We start from the raw sequence: 16866 nt of genomic DNA, 5'->3' as shown, positions 1-16866 counted from the left end.
TTTACTCAACGTTAAATTAAATCTTATGAAAATCGCAGTTGTTGGTACCGGTTATGTTGGTCTTGTTACAGGAACTTGTTTTGCAGAAACAGGAAATCAGGTTACATGTGTTGATATCGACCAGAATAAAGTTACCCGGATGCAAAACGGAGAAATCCCAATCTACGAACCGGGTCTTGATGTATTGTTTGACCGGAATATCGCCGAAGGACGGCTTGTCTTCACAACCGATCTTGTTGAAGGAATTAAAGATGCCGAAGTAATCTTCCTTGCCCTGCCTACCCCTCCCGGTGAAGACGGCTCTGCGGATCTCAAATACATTTTAGGTGTTGCCAACGATCTTGGACCGATTCTGGAAAGTTACGCGGTCATCATTGACAAGAGTACTGTTCCTGTGGGTACTGCCGAAAAGGTGAGAGATGCCATTGCAAAAAACGCTAAAGTAGATTTTGATGTCGTGTCCAATCCGGAGTTTCTTCGTGAAGGTGTAGCCGTGGAAGATTTTATGAAACCCGACCGCGTTGTCGTGGGAACAACTTCTGATAAAGCAAAAAAGGTGATGGAGAAACTTTACGCTCCGCTGGTGCGTCAGGGAAACCCGGTGATCTTTATGGACGAGCGCTCAGCAGAAATGACTAAATATGCTGCCAACTCTTTCCTTGCACTGAAAATCACGTTCATGAATGAAATCGCCAACCTTTGCGAAAAAGTGGGTGCCAATGTGGATGATATCCGCCGTGGAATCGGTACAGACAGCCGCATCGGAAAACGTTTTCTTTTTGCCGGTATTGGTTATGGAGGCAGTTGTTTCCCAAAAGATGTACAGGCTTTAGCGAAAACTTCTGATGATTATGGATATGACTTCCGTACACTCAAATCCGTTATGGCCGTTAATGACGATCAGAAAAAACGCCTGCTCCCTTTGATTACGGAACATTTCGACGGTGATTTAAACGGAAAAACCATTGCAGTGTGGGGATTGGCTTTCAAACCTTATACAGACGATATACGTGAAGCACCGGCCCTGGAAAATATAAAGGCACTTCTAGCAGCAGGTGCTAATGTGACGGTATACGATCCGGAAGCGATGGACAATGTGAAACGCCTGATGCCGGACCTAACCTATTGCCATACGGCTTATGCCGCGCTGGATGATGCAGATGCGTTAATGATATTCACAGAATGGCCGCAATTCCGTACCCCGGATTTTAAAAAAATGGCCAAACTAATGAAAGAGAAAGTAATCTTCGACGGTCGTAATTTATACGAACTCAATACCATGCAGGATCAGGGATTTCTATACCACAGTATCGGAAGAGAAGTGGTCAATGCAGGGGTGCTTTTGCAATAAGGGATTCACGCAAAGGCGCAAAGTTTTTACGCAAAGAAGAAAAGCTTTGCGGTCTTTACCCTTACCTTCCCTGCTTTGCGTGAAACACGTGGAATAAAACAAGTTAAATACTCAACGGATATAGAAATATGGCACTCATACATGTAATTCTTTCAGGTGGCGTTGGAAGCCGACTTTGGCCGGTTTCCAGAAAATCCATGCCCAAGCAGTACATTCCCATGTTTGGCAACAAGTCTCTGTTTCAGCTGACAGCGGAGAGAAATAAAGACCTGGTTGATAACGCAGTGGTGGTTGGAAATAAGGACAATTATCTACTTTCCCAGGCCGATCTGATCCGGGCGGATGTCGAGAATTACATTGAGATTATTGAAGCAGCGCCCAGAAATACAGCAGCAGCGATTGCTTTTGCAGCATTCAACTGTAGGCCAGCTGATATTATTCTGGTTACTCCTTCTGACCATATCATCACGGATGAAGAAGCTTATAACTCAGCCATCAGACAGTCGGTAAAACTAGCAGAAGAAGGTTATCTGGTTACTTTCGGGATCACGCCATCCAAACCCGAAACGGGTTATGGTTATATAGAATACAACGGCAACGAGGTAATCTCTTTCCGGGAAAAACCTGATCTATCGACGGCTGAGCTTTTTATTGAGACCGGAAATTTCCTTTGGAACAGTGGTATGTTTTGTTTCCAGGCGGGTATATACCTGGAAGAATTAAAAAACTTCGAACCAGAAATTTATGACACTTCCCTGAAAACCTGGGAGGCGCGTAATGGTTCTTTCCTTCCTGAATCGGAAACGATGCAAATCCCTTCAGTCAGTGTGGATTATGCAGTGATGGAAAGATCCTCAAGAATTAAAGTCGTTCAGGCAACTTTCGGCTGGTCTGATCTGGGTTCTTTCGAATCGATCTGGGAACATTGGGAACAGCAGGGCGAAGTTCATCGCTTCAAGCAAAACAACTGCGTGGTTGGTTCAACCAAACATGTAGAGTTCCTGGGTGTGAGTAATCTGATGCTGGTCGAAACCGCGGATGCGATCCTGGTTTTGGATAAGAGCAACTCACAGGACGTAAAAAAAATCTATGAGAGATTGGAACGGGAGATTCCGGAGTTGGTACGCTAGTAATGATTAATTGTTAATGGTTAATGGTTAATGTTGGGTCGCTGGTGCGATTAATCCTGAGGATGGAAGATCTAACTAAAAATAAGTTCACGTTATGAAGGTCTGTGGCAGTACTAAACGCTAACGCCTGATAACTAACAGCTAATATTCATGGAAAAAAATTCAAAAATATACATTGCCGGGCATCGTGGGATGGTGGGGTCGGCGATTGCCAGGGGGCTGGCGAAAAAGGGGTTTGAAAATGTGGTGACCCGCACTTCTTCGGAATTGGATCTTCGGAACCAACAGGCGGTGGCTGATTTTTTTGCGGAGGAAAAGCCGGATTATGTTTTTCTGGCAGCTGCCAAAGTGGGCGGGATTCTGGCAAACAATACTTACCGCGGTGAGTTTTTGTATGACAATCTGATGATGGAAGCTAACGTGGTCCATTCAGCCCATCTGAACGGTGTGAAAAAGCTGATGTTCCTGGGTTCTTCCTGTATCTACCCGAAGATGGCCCCGCAACCTTTGCGAGAAGATTATTTATTGACAGGTCTTTTAGAAGAAACCAATGAGCCTTATGCGATCGCAAAAATTGCCGGGATCAAACTTTGTGAAGCATACCACGACCAGTACGGAAGTAATTTTATCAGCGTGATGCCGACTAATTTGTATGGTTACGGAGATAATTACGACCTGAACAACTCGCATGTTCTGCCCGCATTGATCCGTAAGTTTCATGAAGCCAAAGAAGAAAACAAACCTTTTGTGCAGGCCTGGGGAACCGGCTCGCCGATGCGTGAATTCCTTTTTGCCGATGATCTGGCCGAAGCCTGTTTGTTTTTGATGGAAACTTACAACGGCCGCGAGCTGGTCAATATCGGAACTGGTGAAGATTTGTCTATTAAAGAACTTACAGAGCTGGTTGCCAAAACAACGGGTTTTGAAGGAGAAATCCATTGGGATACGAGCAAACCGGACGGAACACCAAGAAAACTGATGGACGTATCCAAACTGCACGGTTTAGGATGGAAACATACCATTGAGTTACCGGAAGGAGTAGCCCTGGCCTACCAGGACTTCCTAAAAAATCAAGAAATTTATACTGTTTAGTTGGCAGAATATCATAGCAGTCCTTTTAGCAATGCTGGGGAAAACTGCCGGACAGCTCTAGAAAACTACATGAAACAAAAAACAATCATACTTAAGTCAATAATTTAGGACGTTAAATCAAATTTTCAGGATGAAAACTGGTAATAATAAAAAGCTTCTTGGAATTCAATATCTCCGCGGGATTGCTGTTGTGTTGGTTGTACTCTTTCATATAACTGGAATGGCTAGATTTGAGAAGTATTTTGACAGAAATTTGCTTGATGGTTTTTTTTCTCCGGGAGCCGTAGGTGTTGAGTTGTTTTTTGTTATCAGTGGTTTTATAATAGCTCATGTATCCCTAAATTCATTTGACTTTAAGCCTAAGATTTCTACCCGAGACTTCTTTTCAAGACGCTTTACTAGAATAATTCCATTTATGTGGGCCTGTGTACTTGCTTATGCAGCATTAAGATTTTTGGGCAGGGGAACATTTCCTTTTCTCCCCTATTTAAGATCTCTTGTACTTTTTCCAATAGGAAATTTACAACCTAATCAGATCTGGACGTTAAGACATGAATTCTTATTTTATATCATTTTTGGCATCAGTATAATTCAACTTCGATCTAAATGGATATATATCATTATTTGGTTTATTTCTCCAATAATTTGGTTTGGTTTTAAAATTGACGAACTCTTTATCGAATCTGATTTTAAGCAACTTTTTAATTTTATATTTAGCAAATTAAATATCCTGTTCGGTATAGGCTGCCTAATTAGTTTTCTATATAGACGTAATATCTTGAAATTCAAATTTGCGACTAACCATGGAATGTTTTTTTGCATTTTAGCAACAAGTATACTATTTTATTTTGCAGGTTCGGTCGAAATAGGTGAGACGAATGTGAATTTTCTTCAAGTTCTGGTTAGTGGAATTATTTCGTTTGGTATCATAGCGTTTAGTTTGTCTATTTATACAGAATCACCTTTATCATATTTGGATAAACTGGGATTAATTTTAGGTGATGCGTCCTATTCGATATATTTAACACACTCTGCAATAATATCAAGCATTTTAGGTCCATGGTCTCGATTCCAACCAAATGTAAATTCAGCTATCGTCCTAATTATAATAACTATTTTATGTTGTTTAGTTGGAATCCTGGTTCATATTTATATTGAAAACCCTCTGATTGAATTATTTCATAAGAAGGCTAAGTTCAATAAAGTAAAAGTAACAGCAAATTATAACGAATCAAATCCTATCCTTTAAGATTTTCGTCGATATAATATCAAGATATTTTACAACAATAATATCACTATATAAAATAGTTCAAATCTCATTATTTGATTCTAAAACTAAATAATATGTCAAAAGTAGCACTTATCACCGGCGTAACAGGACAAGACGGCGCCTATCTCAGCGAACTTCTTCTAAGTAAAGGATATACTGTTCACGGTCTTAAACGCAGAAGTTCCTTATTTAACACCGATCGAATCGATCATTTGTATCAGGATCCTCATGTCGATAATGCTAAATTCATTTTACACTACGGTGACCTGACTGACTCGATGAACCTGACCCGTATCATCCAGGAAGTTCAACCCGACGAAATATATAATCTGGCTGCAATGAGCCACGTGCAGGTAAGTTTTGAAATGCCAGAATATACCGCCAACGCTGATGGTATCGGAACGCTGCGTATATTGGAGGCGGTACGTCTTTTGGGACTGACAAAAAAAACAAAAATATACCAGGCATCAACCTCAGAATTATACGGATTGGTACAGGCTGTGCCTCAGTCAGAGACAACGCCCTTCTACCCTCGTTCGCCGTATGCAGTCGCTAAAATGTACGCATATTGGATCACCGTGAACTACCGTGAAGCTTATGGCATGTTTGCTTCAAATGGAATTCTTTTCAATCATGAATCACCCCTTCGCGGAGAAACTTTTGTAACACGCAAGATTACCCGTGCTGCGGCCAAGATTGTTCTGGGTCTGCAAGATTGTTTGTACATGGGAAACATCGATTCTCAACGTGACTGGGGACATGCGAAAGATTATGTAGAAGCGATGTACCTGATTCTGCAACAGGAAGTTTCTGAGGATTTTGTTATTGCCACAGGCGTGACCACACGTGTTCGTGAATTTATCCGTAAAACCTTCGCTTTCCTTGGTGTTGAATTAACCTTCACAGGTGAAGCAGAAAATGAAGTGGGAACGATCTCGGCGGTTGATGCAACACGCCTAACGGAGCTTGGTATTGTTGGGGGTGATCATTTAAAAATTGGAACACCAGTTTTGAAAATCGACCCAAGATACTACCGCCCAACCGAAGTGGATCTGCTGATTGGAAATCCTGCCAAATGTGATGAAAAACTAGGATGGAAACCAAAACATACACTGGATATGCTGATTGAAGATATGGCGACCTCTGATTTACGTTTGTTCCAGAAAGATCAATTATTGTTAAAAGAAGGATTTGGAGTCTTGAATTATTTTGAATAGCAAATGGTCATACTACTTCTTTTTTGACAGAACTGATATTCTATTGATTAATTGATTCGGCTATTAATTTATTGTTTATACTAATCAATAAATAGCTACTTTATTAACCCTGGTAGAGCACCGGAATTACAACTTTGCTTGATAAAGTTGTAATTCAGAAAAAAAACAAAAATTGCAAAAAGATGTCCGTATATAAGACAATAGCAAAAAATTTCGCGGCGAGCTCTTTTGGTCTGGGTGTTAACTTCCTGAATCAGATCGCTATGGTCCCATTGTTTATCACACATTGGGGTGTGGACAAATATGCGGACTGGATAATTATTACAGCCTTTTCATCCTTTTTTGGGATGACAGATATGGGATTGAATAGAGCATCTAACAATGAATTTGTTATTAAATACCAACAAGAGGATTATTTGACTTGTATAAAATTACAGACAAACGCGTTTTTATTTGTGCTGTCTGTCTTTGCTGCTTTTTTAATGTTTTCTATTTTCATTTCGTTTACTTGGGGCTTCAAAGAACTACTCGGTGTCAAGGTTTTCACCGAGACGGAAACTTCGGTAGCCTTTATATTGCTATTGAGTGAAATTTTCCTGACAATGTACGGGCGTGTTTATCATGGTGTTTTTCGAGCAACCTCTCGCACGCATGTGGCTATTGTAATTGATAATGTCGTCAGATTAGCAGTCCTGATTATTCTGTTTTGCGGAATTTTCTTCAAAATGGATCTTATACTCCTGCTTGCAATATACATCACTCCCGCCATAGCAGGAATTCTATTCAAGCACTTTTACTCTTCCAGGATATTTAATATCAAGCTTTCACTAAATAACTTTGACAAAGGAGTCTTCAAATCGTTAATGAAACCTTCGCTTGCGTTCATGATGTTTCCTCTTGGGCAAGCGGTATCAAGCCAGGGACTAGTCTTCGTCGTGAGTACGATGCTAGGGCCTAAGGTACTAGTAGCGTTTACCACAACCCGAACTTTGGTCAACTTTTTACGACAACTTATGAATATGTTATCCACTTCTGTTAATCCAGAAATTTGCGCAGCTTATGGCAGAAAAGATAACAAAACAGTGATAGACATTTATTATCGCTCACTATTAATAACATTTATTTCCACCTTGATGTGCATTATAGTACTATTATTTGTCGGAGAATTTATCTATCAGGAATGGACTAAGGGTGCTATAATTTTTAATGGGTCATTTTTTACAGGAATGTTATTCGTGCTGTTAGTTTCTTGTCTTTGGGGTATGTCGAGCGTAATTCCATTGGCTACCAATACTCATGCACGTTTTACAATAGCCTTCCTGATTTCGCAGGTAGCAGGCGTTGTATTATGTTTCATATTCCTAAAAGTTTCTCCGCGTATGGAATTAATACCTTCGGTATTACTATTTACTGAAATGGCTTTGTTTATTTATACTTTAAGAGAGAACAACAAGTTTTTAAACATTCGTTTTCACACAATGTTTAACGAATTATGGATGCAAACAAAATTCCTTTTTCTTAAGGCTATGCGAGTAATTCATATTGCTAACTAGGATAAACAAAATTATAACTCTACTCAATTTTATGACCAAAAACATAGTAAAACACGCTTACAGATATCTAGTAAATAATTTTGAGCTATTTACTAAAATTGAATTGTGGAGATTTCGCAAGAAATACCCTCATAAGGTGTTAATAGATAATCCTGTAAATACTACGCTTACAATACACTTTTTGCATAGATATGTTACAAACAATACAGGTGACAAAGCATGCGGATTTTATCAGTATTTTATTGATGAATTTAAAGAATACAGATGTATAGTTCATGACATCAACCATGTAAAATTCTCCTTAATTGATGGCGAAGATATAGTCATTATCGGGGGTGGGGGCTTATTAAATGCCTCTGCTGAGTGGAATTACAATATAAATAAGGCCGCAAGAATTGCAAAAAAAGCAATCATCTGGTCCGCTGGTTTCAATGCCAAAAATGGAAGTAAATCAAGAAATGGAATAAAGTGGGATGAATTTGATTTAGTTGCTGTACGAGATTTTAATTATGAGAACTTTCGATATGTTCCTTGTGCTACCTGTGTAATGCCTAGCCTGAGTGAAACATATCCAGCAAAAAGAAAAATAGGTGTTATTGCTCACAAAGATGTTTTACATCATCTTCCATCTGAGGTTAAAACTTACGATTTAATAACCAATAGTGCTACTATTGAAGAATTTGTTGAATTCATTGGTAGTTCGGAAATTATTCTTACCAACAGTTATCACGCAGCCTACTGGAGTACTTTAATGCAAAAAAAATGCGTTCTTTTTGCGCCTCGTTCTGAAAAATACGACTATTACAAGTATCCCCCAATGCCATTTTCAGGAGATCTCGCGTCGGATATTTCACATGCTGCAATTTATCCAAATGCATTGGCAGAAAGCAGAATGCTGACACTAGAGTACCTAAAAGACATGAAATCCTTATTAAAACCAGAGGTTGAACACTTAAACGTAGGATGATATTAAAATGGAGTTATTCTAATTATTATCTCCTAAACAAGCATAACGTTCTATAAAAATATCTTGTACCATATCTCCAATGCATTTTCAATGAAAATATTGTCAATAGGGAATATGTCCGGTTTATCAAACACGTGTCTACACCGTCATTGGGCTTTAAAAAAACTGGCAGATAAAGTCGACACTGTAAACACGAGAAAAAAAGTTTTTACTATATGGTATCGAATTGCTCACCGTCTTTTCCAATATGGAGTTCCGATTAGACTACCTGACAATTCTAATGCCAATGTTGAAATCAAAGAACTGGTAAGTAATTCTGCCAATGAACCGTATAATATCATCTGGATAGATAAAGGGCTTACAATAAATCCAGAAACTTTGATTCACATAAAAAAGGTTTCACCGTCCTCTACCATTATAAGCTATTCGCCTGATAACATGGCTCTTAGGCACAACCAAAGCCAGAGTTTTTTAGAATGTATTCCATTGTACGATGTTCATTTCACTACAAAATCATACATTCTTGAGGATATGAAAAAACTTGGCGCATTACGAGTGAATTATACGAACAAGCATTACGAGAAGTCTTTTCATCATCCACGTAATCTAACTGATGACGAAATAAGTAGGTTAGGCGGTGATGTTGGATTTATTGGTGCCTGGGAGAAAGAGCGTTGTGAAAGTATCTTATTTCTAGTTGCCAATGGAATAAAGGTCAAGGTATTCGGTGATGGTAAATGGAATGAATATAAGAATATTGAAAATCTTGAAATTCTGCCAGGGATATTTTCTGAAGACTATTCTAAGGCACTGCAGGCGTTTAAAATATCCTTATGTTTTCTTAGAAAGATGAATTTTGACCAGCAGACTTCAAGATCTATGGAAATTCCAGCTTGCGGCGGGTTTATGTTAGCAGAAAGAACCTCTGAGCACCTAGCACTATTCGAAGAGGGTTTGGAAGCAGAATATTTCTCAACAAATGAAGAACTATTAAAAAAATGTAACTATTATCTTTCCCATGATAAAGAAAGAAAATTAATTGCCGAAGCTGGAACATTGAGATGTGAAACTTCGGGATATTCCAATGAAGAATCAATAAATCGGATGATAAAATCCGTGATTAATAATGACTGAAAGCCTAAGATTACAAACTAAGAGACAGGATATTATTTTGCTGCTAAAAAAGTGGCTGGGTATAATTTTATACCTTTCAATAGCGGGGGAAATGGTGTTTTTTCCCTCTTGGGCAAACTTTGCAGGTTGTGTAATGGAGCTAGTGGTATGGTTCATTTTCAGTACTTTTTTTTTAAAAAAGAAAACTATCATAGAACATCCATTCTCATTTCTGACATTTTTATCAATGTTCTTAGCACGTTACTTACCTCTTCCTGCTACATTGCTAGAAGCTAAACCTATTACATATGGATTTGAATTACCGTTTGAAACGTTTTTCTGGGAAACGATCATGTTTATCGTTTCTTCCCTAGCATTCTATTTTGCCATTTATACAAAATCCAATGGAAACAATTTGGTTCAACGCACGCTGTACAAACTTAAATTTTTTGAAACCGACTCTACTACTTTATGGATGTTAGGGTTTATAGGCTTGGTAGTAAGGATACAACAGCTTGCGGTGGCTGATGCCGTTGAATTTGGCGATGTAAATAACAAATTCCTAGCAGGGTTAGTTTATTTACAATATGCACCAATTGTAATGCTGTTTCCAACCTTGTCAGGTATTTCTTACAACAAAAGGCGGAATGTATTAATATGGCTATATACAGCATTAATATTTATAGCAAGTTTTGCTACAAATAGCCGGCAGTCAATGATATATCCAATCTTCACAATTGTTCTACTCTTCTTTCTATATTTACTTAAGGACAATATTAGTATATTCAAAGTGTTGTCTCCAAGAAAAATTGTGATAATCGGCCTCGTAGTCGTATTTGGATTGAATTTTCTTTCTGATATTTCTGTGGCCATGCTTGCTAATCGTAGTATAAGAAAGGATATCAGTAGAGCTGAGCTATTTGAAAAGACCCTAGAAACCCTTCAAAACGAAGAATTAATGCAGCAACTTCGTAATACCTCGTTAGAAAAGCAGTCAGGAATTACTAGTTATATCAATGGATGGGATGAAACTTATTTGAATAACTTCATGCTGAATAGGTATGGGAACATGAGAGTTTCAGATCAAACTATATATTACGCCCAGAAGATAGGCTTTTCCAATCAGAAAATGCAAGACAGCTTTTTTGACAAAGTTTTGTCAATCTATCCTCTTCCCATACTATCTTTCTTAGGGATAAAATTGGATAAAAATCAATTGTTATATTCCCCAGGCGATATGCTGTATCTGACAGGAGGGGGATTTAATGCCCTAGGAGGCTTTCGTGTCACAAGCCTTATCGCTGATGGTCTAGCCACTTTCGGCTATGCCTGTTTTCCGATAATTTTTATCCTATTGTTTTTATCGTTTAAACTACTTGACTGCCTCGTTTTAAATACTAAAAACGGCCTATTGTATTCCACCTTGGGACTAATAAGTGTTTTCGATTTTCTTGGTATGTTCCGTAATTCAATAGGCTGCATTGTACCCGTGGCTTTTATACTACGCGAATTTTGGCAACAATGTATTACCTTCTGGATAATCGTTTACATTATACGCTTTTTACCATTTAAGAAAAAAAGACAAGTGCATTTGTGAAAATGATTTAATTGTTTTTTCAATAGATAGGTTATTTATCAGATTTCATATTACAATATTGGATTGTGATGTAAGCCCTTTTTAAACATTGATCTTTTTATGAACATAATCATATTTACCCACCCCACATTTTTAGTATCTAAGAGTATGCCTAAATACGCGGAATGGCTTGCTAATGGGATGAGAGAACGCGATCATCAAGTAGAGACATGGACACCAAAACCATTATTCTATAATGTGCCGGTACCATCAAGCTTAAAGAAATGGTTAGGATATATTGATCAGTATATTTTATTTCCAATATCGGTTAGAGCTAAGTTGACATCTATATCCAAGGAGTCCCTATTCGTTTTTTCTGATCATGCACTTGGGCCATGGGTACCTCTTGTCTGTAATCGATACCACATCATTCATTGTCACGATTTACTTGCACAACAAAGTGCATTGGGTGAGATTCCCGAAAATCCTACAAGTTGGACTGGAAGGCTCTATCAAAGATTTATAAGGAGGGGATATTCAGCGGGTAAAAACTTTATATCCATTTCAAACAAAACACGAGAAGATCTTCATAAATTTTTGGGTACACCTCCCATATTATCTGAAATCGTTTATAATGGACTTACACAGGATTTTATGCCTCCTTCTGACGTAAGTTCTATTAGAGAGGCTATGAGTCTTTCAACTAACTTAGACTTAACCAACGGTTATATTTTACATGTTGGAGGAAATCAATGGTACAAAAACAGAAAGGGAGTCATTGAAATTTATGATGCTTGGCGGAAAACTAGTTCGGTTAAATTGCCTTTACTACTTGTTGGAGCCGCTCCCAACGTATCATTAATGAGTACCATTAATACATCGAGTTTTAAAAACGACATCCATACCCTTGTCAATAAAAATGACGAATTTGTTAGAATGGCATATTCAGGAGCCACAGTTTTTCTTTTCCCATCACTTGCAGAAGGTTTCGGATGGCCAATCGCAGAGGCAATGGCGTCCGGATGTCCTGTAATTACCACGAATCTTGCTCCTATGACAGAAGTAGCAGGAGATGCATCAATAAATATACCAAGCCGACCAATAGATGATGCAAAGGTATCAAGTTGGGCCGCTGATGCTTCGGTTGCTCTTGAAAAAGTAGTAAGTGAATCTTTATCCAACAGGACCAAGATGATAATGTTGGGATTAGAAAATATCAAGAGGTTTGATTCCAATAAAGCTCTTGATAAAATTGAATTGATATACAAAATGATCATACGAAACTAGACTGATGAAAATACTTCGTATCATACCAAGTATGGATCCTTCTATCGGAGGTCCATGTCAAGGAATTCGAAATTCTATTCCAGAATTGAAGAAATTAGGGGTGTATAACGAAGTTGTATGCCTAGATTCTCCCAATTCAACATACTTAGGACAAGATTCTTTCATAATTAATGCTATTGGTCCAGGTAAAGGCCCTTGGAATTATTGTTCGGAACTAATTCCTTGGATTTTGAACAATTACTCGCGCTTCGATAAAATAATCGTGCACGGTCTTTGGCAGTATCATAGTTATGCTGCCAATCAGGCAATGAGAATTTTACTTAAACAAGGTATCTTAGAAAATATTCCTAAGCTGTATGTTATGCCTCATGGAATGTTAGACCCTTGGTTTCAGAGAGCGAAAGGTAGAAAATTAAAAGCTATAAGAAACTGGATATATTGGAAATTGATTGAGGGTGCGGTGACAAATGAAGCTGATGGTGTTTTATTTACCTGTGAAGAAGAACTCCGACTTGCCAGAGAGACTTTTCGGCCTTATCGCCCGAAACATGAACTTAATGTGAGTTATGGTATTCACCTTCCTCCTGCGTTCAGCTCAAACATGAGTGAAGAATTCGTAAAAACGTGTCCTGCTATCGCAGGTAGTCCTTATTTATTATTTCTAAGCAGAATAGATGTAAAAAAGGGGGTGGAGCTTCTTATTAAATCCTATATCCTTTTGAAATCAGAAGGTATGTTGTTACCCAAGCTGGTGATCGCGGGGCCGGGTTTAGATACACAATATGGCAGAATGCTCAAACAAATTGCTAGCAACGAGCAGGATATAATTTTCCCTGGAATGTTAACCGGGAATTCTAAATGGGGCGCTTTTTACGGATGTGACGCCTTTATACTGCCAAGCCACCAGGAAAACTTTGGAATCGCCGTGGTCGAGGCCCTTGCCTGTGGTAAGCCAGTTCTTATTAGTAATCAAGTCAACATTTGGAAAGAAATAATTAATGGAAATGCAGGTTTGATCGAAGCAGATACACTGGATGGCACTTATCAACTTTTAAAAAAATGGGTTAATCTACCAAAATCAGTAAAGTTTACAATGTGTGATTCTGCTCAATTAGTGTATAAAAAACATTTTTCAATTAATGAAGCAGCGAAAAAGTTAATAACAACTATATATCCGGCATTCTCTTTACCTATTAGCGAGAATTGATATGAAATACCAAGACCTAAGTGCATTTACTGTACCTTCTGATTTTCGAAAAAAATCTAAACTTGAAGTTCAGCTCTGGTGGATTATCCAAGAAACCTTATTTGGTCTGTCTCCACAATTTTTTTATGGTTGGAGGAGATTTTTACTTAGACTGTTTGGAGCCAGTATTGGCAAAAACGTTCTTATTCGATCCAGTGCTAGAATCACCTATCCATGGAATGTGAAAATTGGCGACTATTGTTGGATTGGTGAAGAGTGTGTGCTATACAGTTTGGGAAACATCTCCATAGGAAACAATGTGGCATTAGCTCATAAAGTTTATCTTAATACTGGGGGACATGACTATAAAAAAGTAACATTTGACATTTTTGCAAAGGAGGTGATTATTGAAGATGAATGTTGGATAACCAACGACGTTTACATTGCACCAGGAGTTACTATTGGAAAAGGAACAATAATTGGGGCAAGAAGCAGTGTCTTGAAAAGTATGCCTCCTGGCAAAATCTGTGTAGGAACACCTGCAGAACCCATAAAAGACAGAATTTAAATAACTCAACAAAAAATTAGTATGTCAAAGTTCTTAATTACGGGTGGGTCTGGATTTATCGGAACTCACATTGTTCAAACTCTGGTTGACAAAGGTCATGAAGTTCTGAACCTTGATTCCTATAAACCAAAAAATCAAAATCATTCTTCCCACTGGCAAAAAATTGATATCTGTGATTCAGCTAATTTAGATAAAGCTATTTTAGATTTTAGTCCTGAAATTGTAATTCATTTAGCTGCCAGAACAGACCTTAATGGAAAAACTCTTGCCGATTATAAAGCGAATTCTGAAGGTGTAACTAATATACTAAATTCTTTAAACAAACTAACAAGTCTAAAACAAGCGATTTTTGCATCTTCAATGTATGTATGTGAGCCAGGATATAAACCAAAAGATTTTGAAGATTATGCTCCGCATACCGTATATGGAGAAAGTAAAGTACTCACTGAGAAGATAATAAAAGAAAGTAATCCAGTTTACGATTGGTCGATAATCAGACCGACTTCAATCTGGGGACCATATTTTGGTGAGCCATACGATCTTTTTTTTAAGATAGTATTGTCAAAGCGATACTTCCATATGGGTGAGCGGGCGTGTAGGAAAACCTATGGATATATTGATAATGCAGTATTTCAGATCTTAACGATTATAGAAAAACCTGCGGAACTCACGAATAAAAAAGTATTCTACATCGGAGATTATACTCCATATGACATTTCCGAATGGGCTGATGAAATAGCCAAACAAGCTCATATTAGAATACCAAAGGTTCCATTCATTTTATTTAAGGTAATTGCGAAATTTGGAGATGCTCTAAAGCTTATTGGCGTAAAATTTCCGATGACAAGTTTCAGGTTGAAAAATATGACCACTGATAATATTCATAATCTTGATCCAATAAAGATTTTAGCTCCAACTCTACCAGTTACTCGGATAGCCGGAACTGAAACTACCGTTAAATGGATTAAATCTCAGAAACCCTCATTATCTAAGTAATTGCCATAATCAAAGTTATTACCAATATCATTTTATAGGTTTTAATATAACTTTTATGTCCTAATTGTGCGTGGAGCAATTTTAGTCTAATTGAAACTCTGGGCTATTTTATAAAGCTTTGACTAAAATTCCACTTCACAAATTTATGATATAGAATCCACTCTTGGTTATTTGAATACAAGCGCATTCTTCGATTTTGATGGATAATATATAGTACAGCGGCACTAGGTAGATTTTCGTAATGGATTTGCAAACACATGAAAGTCTTCAGGTTAGAAAATTGTTTAAACTACTCAACGTTATGAGAATTTTAATATACGGGATAAACTATGCCCCGGAACTTACCGGGATCGGTAAGTATACAGGTGAAATGGCTACCTGGCTCGCTGGCCAGGGCCACGACGTTTCGGTCGTCACTGCCATGCCATATTATCCCGAATGGGAGGTTCATAAATCCTACAAGGGGAAATTGTGGCATAAGGAAATGCTGGATGGCGTAAAAGTGTACCGCTGCCCGCTGTATGTCCCTAAAAATGTTACTTCAGTGAAAAGAATCATTCACGAATTTTCGTTTCTGGCGAGTATACTTCCGATATGGTTTCTGACGCTTTTTCAGCAAAAATATGATGTCGTTTTTTGTATCAGCCCTCCTTTTCACCTGGGCCTGCTTCCGCTGTTATACGCCCGGATCAGGGGATCGAAATTCATCAATCACATTCAGGATTTGCAGGTCGATGCCGCAAAGGATCTGGGAATGATCAAAAACAAGCGATTTCTGGACATCATGTTCAGTACTGAAAAATACATTTTTGATACCGGCGATTTTGTATCGACCATCAGTACCGGTATGCAAAGAAAGATCAGTGAAAAATACATTGACGAGGATAAATTATTTCTGTTCCCGAACTGGGTGGATGAAAATGCCATTTACCCGCTGACCAAAGATCAGTCGCTGCGGCGAGAATTTGGCATAAACAATGACGACAAAGTCATTTTGTATTCCGGTAACCTGGGTGAGAAACAGGGACTGGAAATCATCATCGAAGTAGCCCGGTCTTTTACAAAAAGAAAAGATGTTCATTTTATCATTTCAGGAACTGGTGGCGGCAAGGAAAGACTGATCAGAATGGCGGAGGAGCACAATTTGAAAAATATCAAATTCTATCCGCTTCAACCTTACGAAAAACTTTCTGCTTTGCTGGCCATGGCTGATATTCATTTGGTGCTGCAAAAAAAGTCGGCATCCGATCTGGTCATGCCTTCCAAACTGACGGGTATTCTGGCCGCCGCTGGCTGTGCGCTGGTGACAGCCCCTCCGGGGACATCCTTGTATCACATCATCCACCGCCATCAGATGGGGATCCTGGTTGAACCGGAATCTGCCGAAGCGCTTCGGGAAGGCATAGAAAACGCTTTGTCGATGAACCTGGATGTGGTGCGCAACAATGCAAGACGTTATGCAGAAAAGTATTTAAGCAAAAACGGGATTCTTCGGGAGTTCGAAGAAAAACTGACCACCATACGTGAGCAAAAGCCAGAGTTTGTAGTACGATGAATTCC

The 16866-nt window shown here is 38.5% G+C and carries 14 protein-coding genes; all 14 read left to right on the top strand.

The features are described from left to right. Positions 1 to 25: 25 nt before the first annotated feature. The 14 genes from AC1XUO_RS05450 (at position 26) to AC1XUO_RS05385 (ending at position 16861) form a co-directional block, all read left to right on the top strand. Positions 26 to 1351 carry a UDP-glucose dehydrogenase family protein gene (locus AC1XUO_RS05450; RefSeq protein ID WP_483328755.1) on the top strand — a complete coding sequence of 442 codons (1326 nt, stop codon included), beginning with the start codon at positions 26 to 28 and terminating at the stop codon, positions 1349 to 1351. Between the two features lie 128 nt (positions 1352 to 1479). Continuing rightward, positions 1480 to 2481, top strand: coding sequence for a mannose-1-phosphate guanylyltransferase (locus AC1XUO_RS05445; protein WP_483328754.1), 1002 nt, complete (start codon positions 1480 to 1482; stop codon positions 2479 to 2481). A 150-nt stretch (positions 2482 to 2631) separates the two neighbouring features. After that, a complete protein-coding gene (gene fcl / locus AC1XUO_RS05440; protein ID WP_483328753.1) occupies positions 2632 to 3573 on the top strand; it encodes a GDP-L-fucose synthase in 942 nt (313 codons plus the stop codon). A 130-nt stretch (positions 3574 to 3703) separates the two neighbouring features. Beyond that, positions 3704 to 4822 carry an acyltransferase family protein gene (locus AC1XUO_RS05435; protein ID WP_483328752.1) on the top strand — a complete coding sequence of 373 codons (1119 nt, stop codon included), beginning with the start codon at positions 3704 to 3706 and terminating at the stop codon, positions 4820 to 4822. A 95-nt stretch (positions 4823 to 4917) separates the two neighbouring features. After that, positions 4918 to 6060, top strand: a complete 1143-nt coding sequence (gmd, locus tag AC1XUO_RS05430) for a GDP-mannose 4,6-dehydratase (protein ID WP_483328751.1) — start codon at positions 4918 to 4920, stop codon at positions 6058 to 6060. A gap of 182 nt (positions 6061 to 6242) precedes the next feature. Further along, a complete protein-coding gene (locus tag AC1XUO_RS05425; protein ID WP_483328750.1) occupies positions 6243 to 7613 on the top strand; it encodes a lipopolysaccharide biosynthesis protein in 1371 nt (456 codons plus the stop codon). Positions 7614 to 7644: 31 nt separating this feature from the next. Beyond that, positions 7645 to 8580, top strand: a complete 936-nt coding sequence (locus tag AC1XUO_RS05420) for a polysaccharide pyruvyl transferase family protein (RefSeq protein WP_483328749.1) — start codon at positions 7645 to 7647, stop codon at positions 8578 to 8580. A 90-nt stretch (positions 8581 to 8670) separates the two neighbouring features. Continuing rightward, entirely contained in the window at positions 8671 to 9714 is a 1044-nt protein-coding gene (locus AC1XUO_RS05415) for a CgeB family protein (protein WP_483328748.1), read from the top strand. Next, positions 9707 to 11290, top strand: coding sequence for a hypothetical protein (locus tag AC1XUO_RS05410; RefSeq protein ID WP_483328747.1), 1584 nt, complete (start codon positions 9707 to 9709; stop codon positions 11288 to 11290). The genes AC1XUO_RS05415 and AC1XUO_RS05410 overlap by 8 nt, the downstream gene beginning before the upstream one ends. A 99-nt stretch (positions 11291 to 11389) precedes the next feature. After that, a complete protein-coding gene (locus AC1XUO_RS05405; protein ID WP_483328746.1) occupies positions 11390 to 12556 on the top strand; it encodes a glycosyltransferase in 1167 nt (388 codons plus the stop codon). Between the two features lie 4 nt (positions 12557 to 12560). Further along, complete coding sequence (locus AC1XUO_RS05400; protein WP_483328745.1) at positions 12561 to 13763, top strand: glycosyltransferase; 1203 nt, start codon at positions 12561 to 12563, stop codon at positions 13761 to 13763. A 1-nt stretch (position 13764) separates the two neighbouring features. Beyond that, entirely contained in the window at positions 13765 to 14310 is a 546-nt protein-coding gene (locus tag AC1XUO_RS05395) for a WcaF family extracellular polysaccharide biosynthesis acetyltransferase (RefSeq protein WP_483328744.1), read from the top strand. Between the two features lie 21 nt (positions 14311 to 14331). Then, complete coding sequence (locus AC1XUO_RS05390; RefSeq protein ID WP_483328743.1) at positions 14332 to 15306, top strand: NAD-dependent epimerase/dehydratase family protein; 975 nt, start codon at positions 14332 to 14334, stop codon at positions 15304 to 15306. Between the two features lie 301 nt (positions 15307 to 15607). Then, positions 15608 to 16861, top strand: coding sequence for a WcaI family glycosyltransferase (locus AC1XUO_RS05385; protein WP_483328742.1), 1254 nt, complete (start codon positions 15608 to 15610; stop codon positions 16859 to 16861). Positions 16862 to 16866: the final 5 nt, after the last annotated feature.

It is taken from the genome of Dyadobacter sp. HNCC25DJ186 (assembly GCF_056895235.1).
The sequence above is the reverse complement of the archived record's forward strand: the minus strand, read 5'-3'. Positions and strand labels throughout refer to the sequence as shown.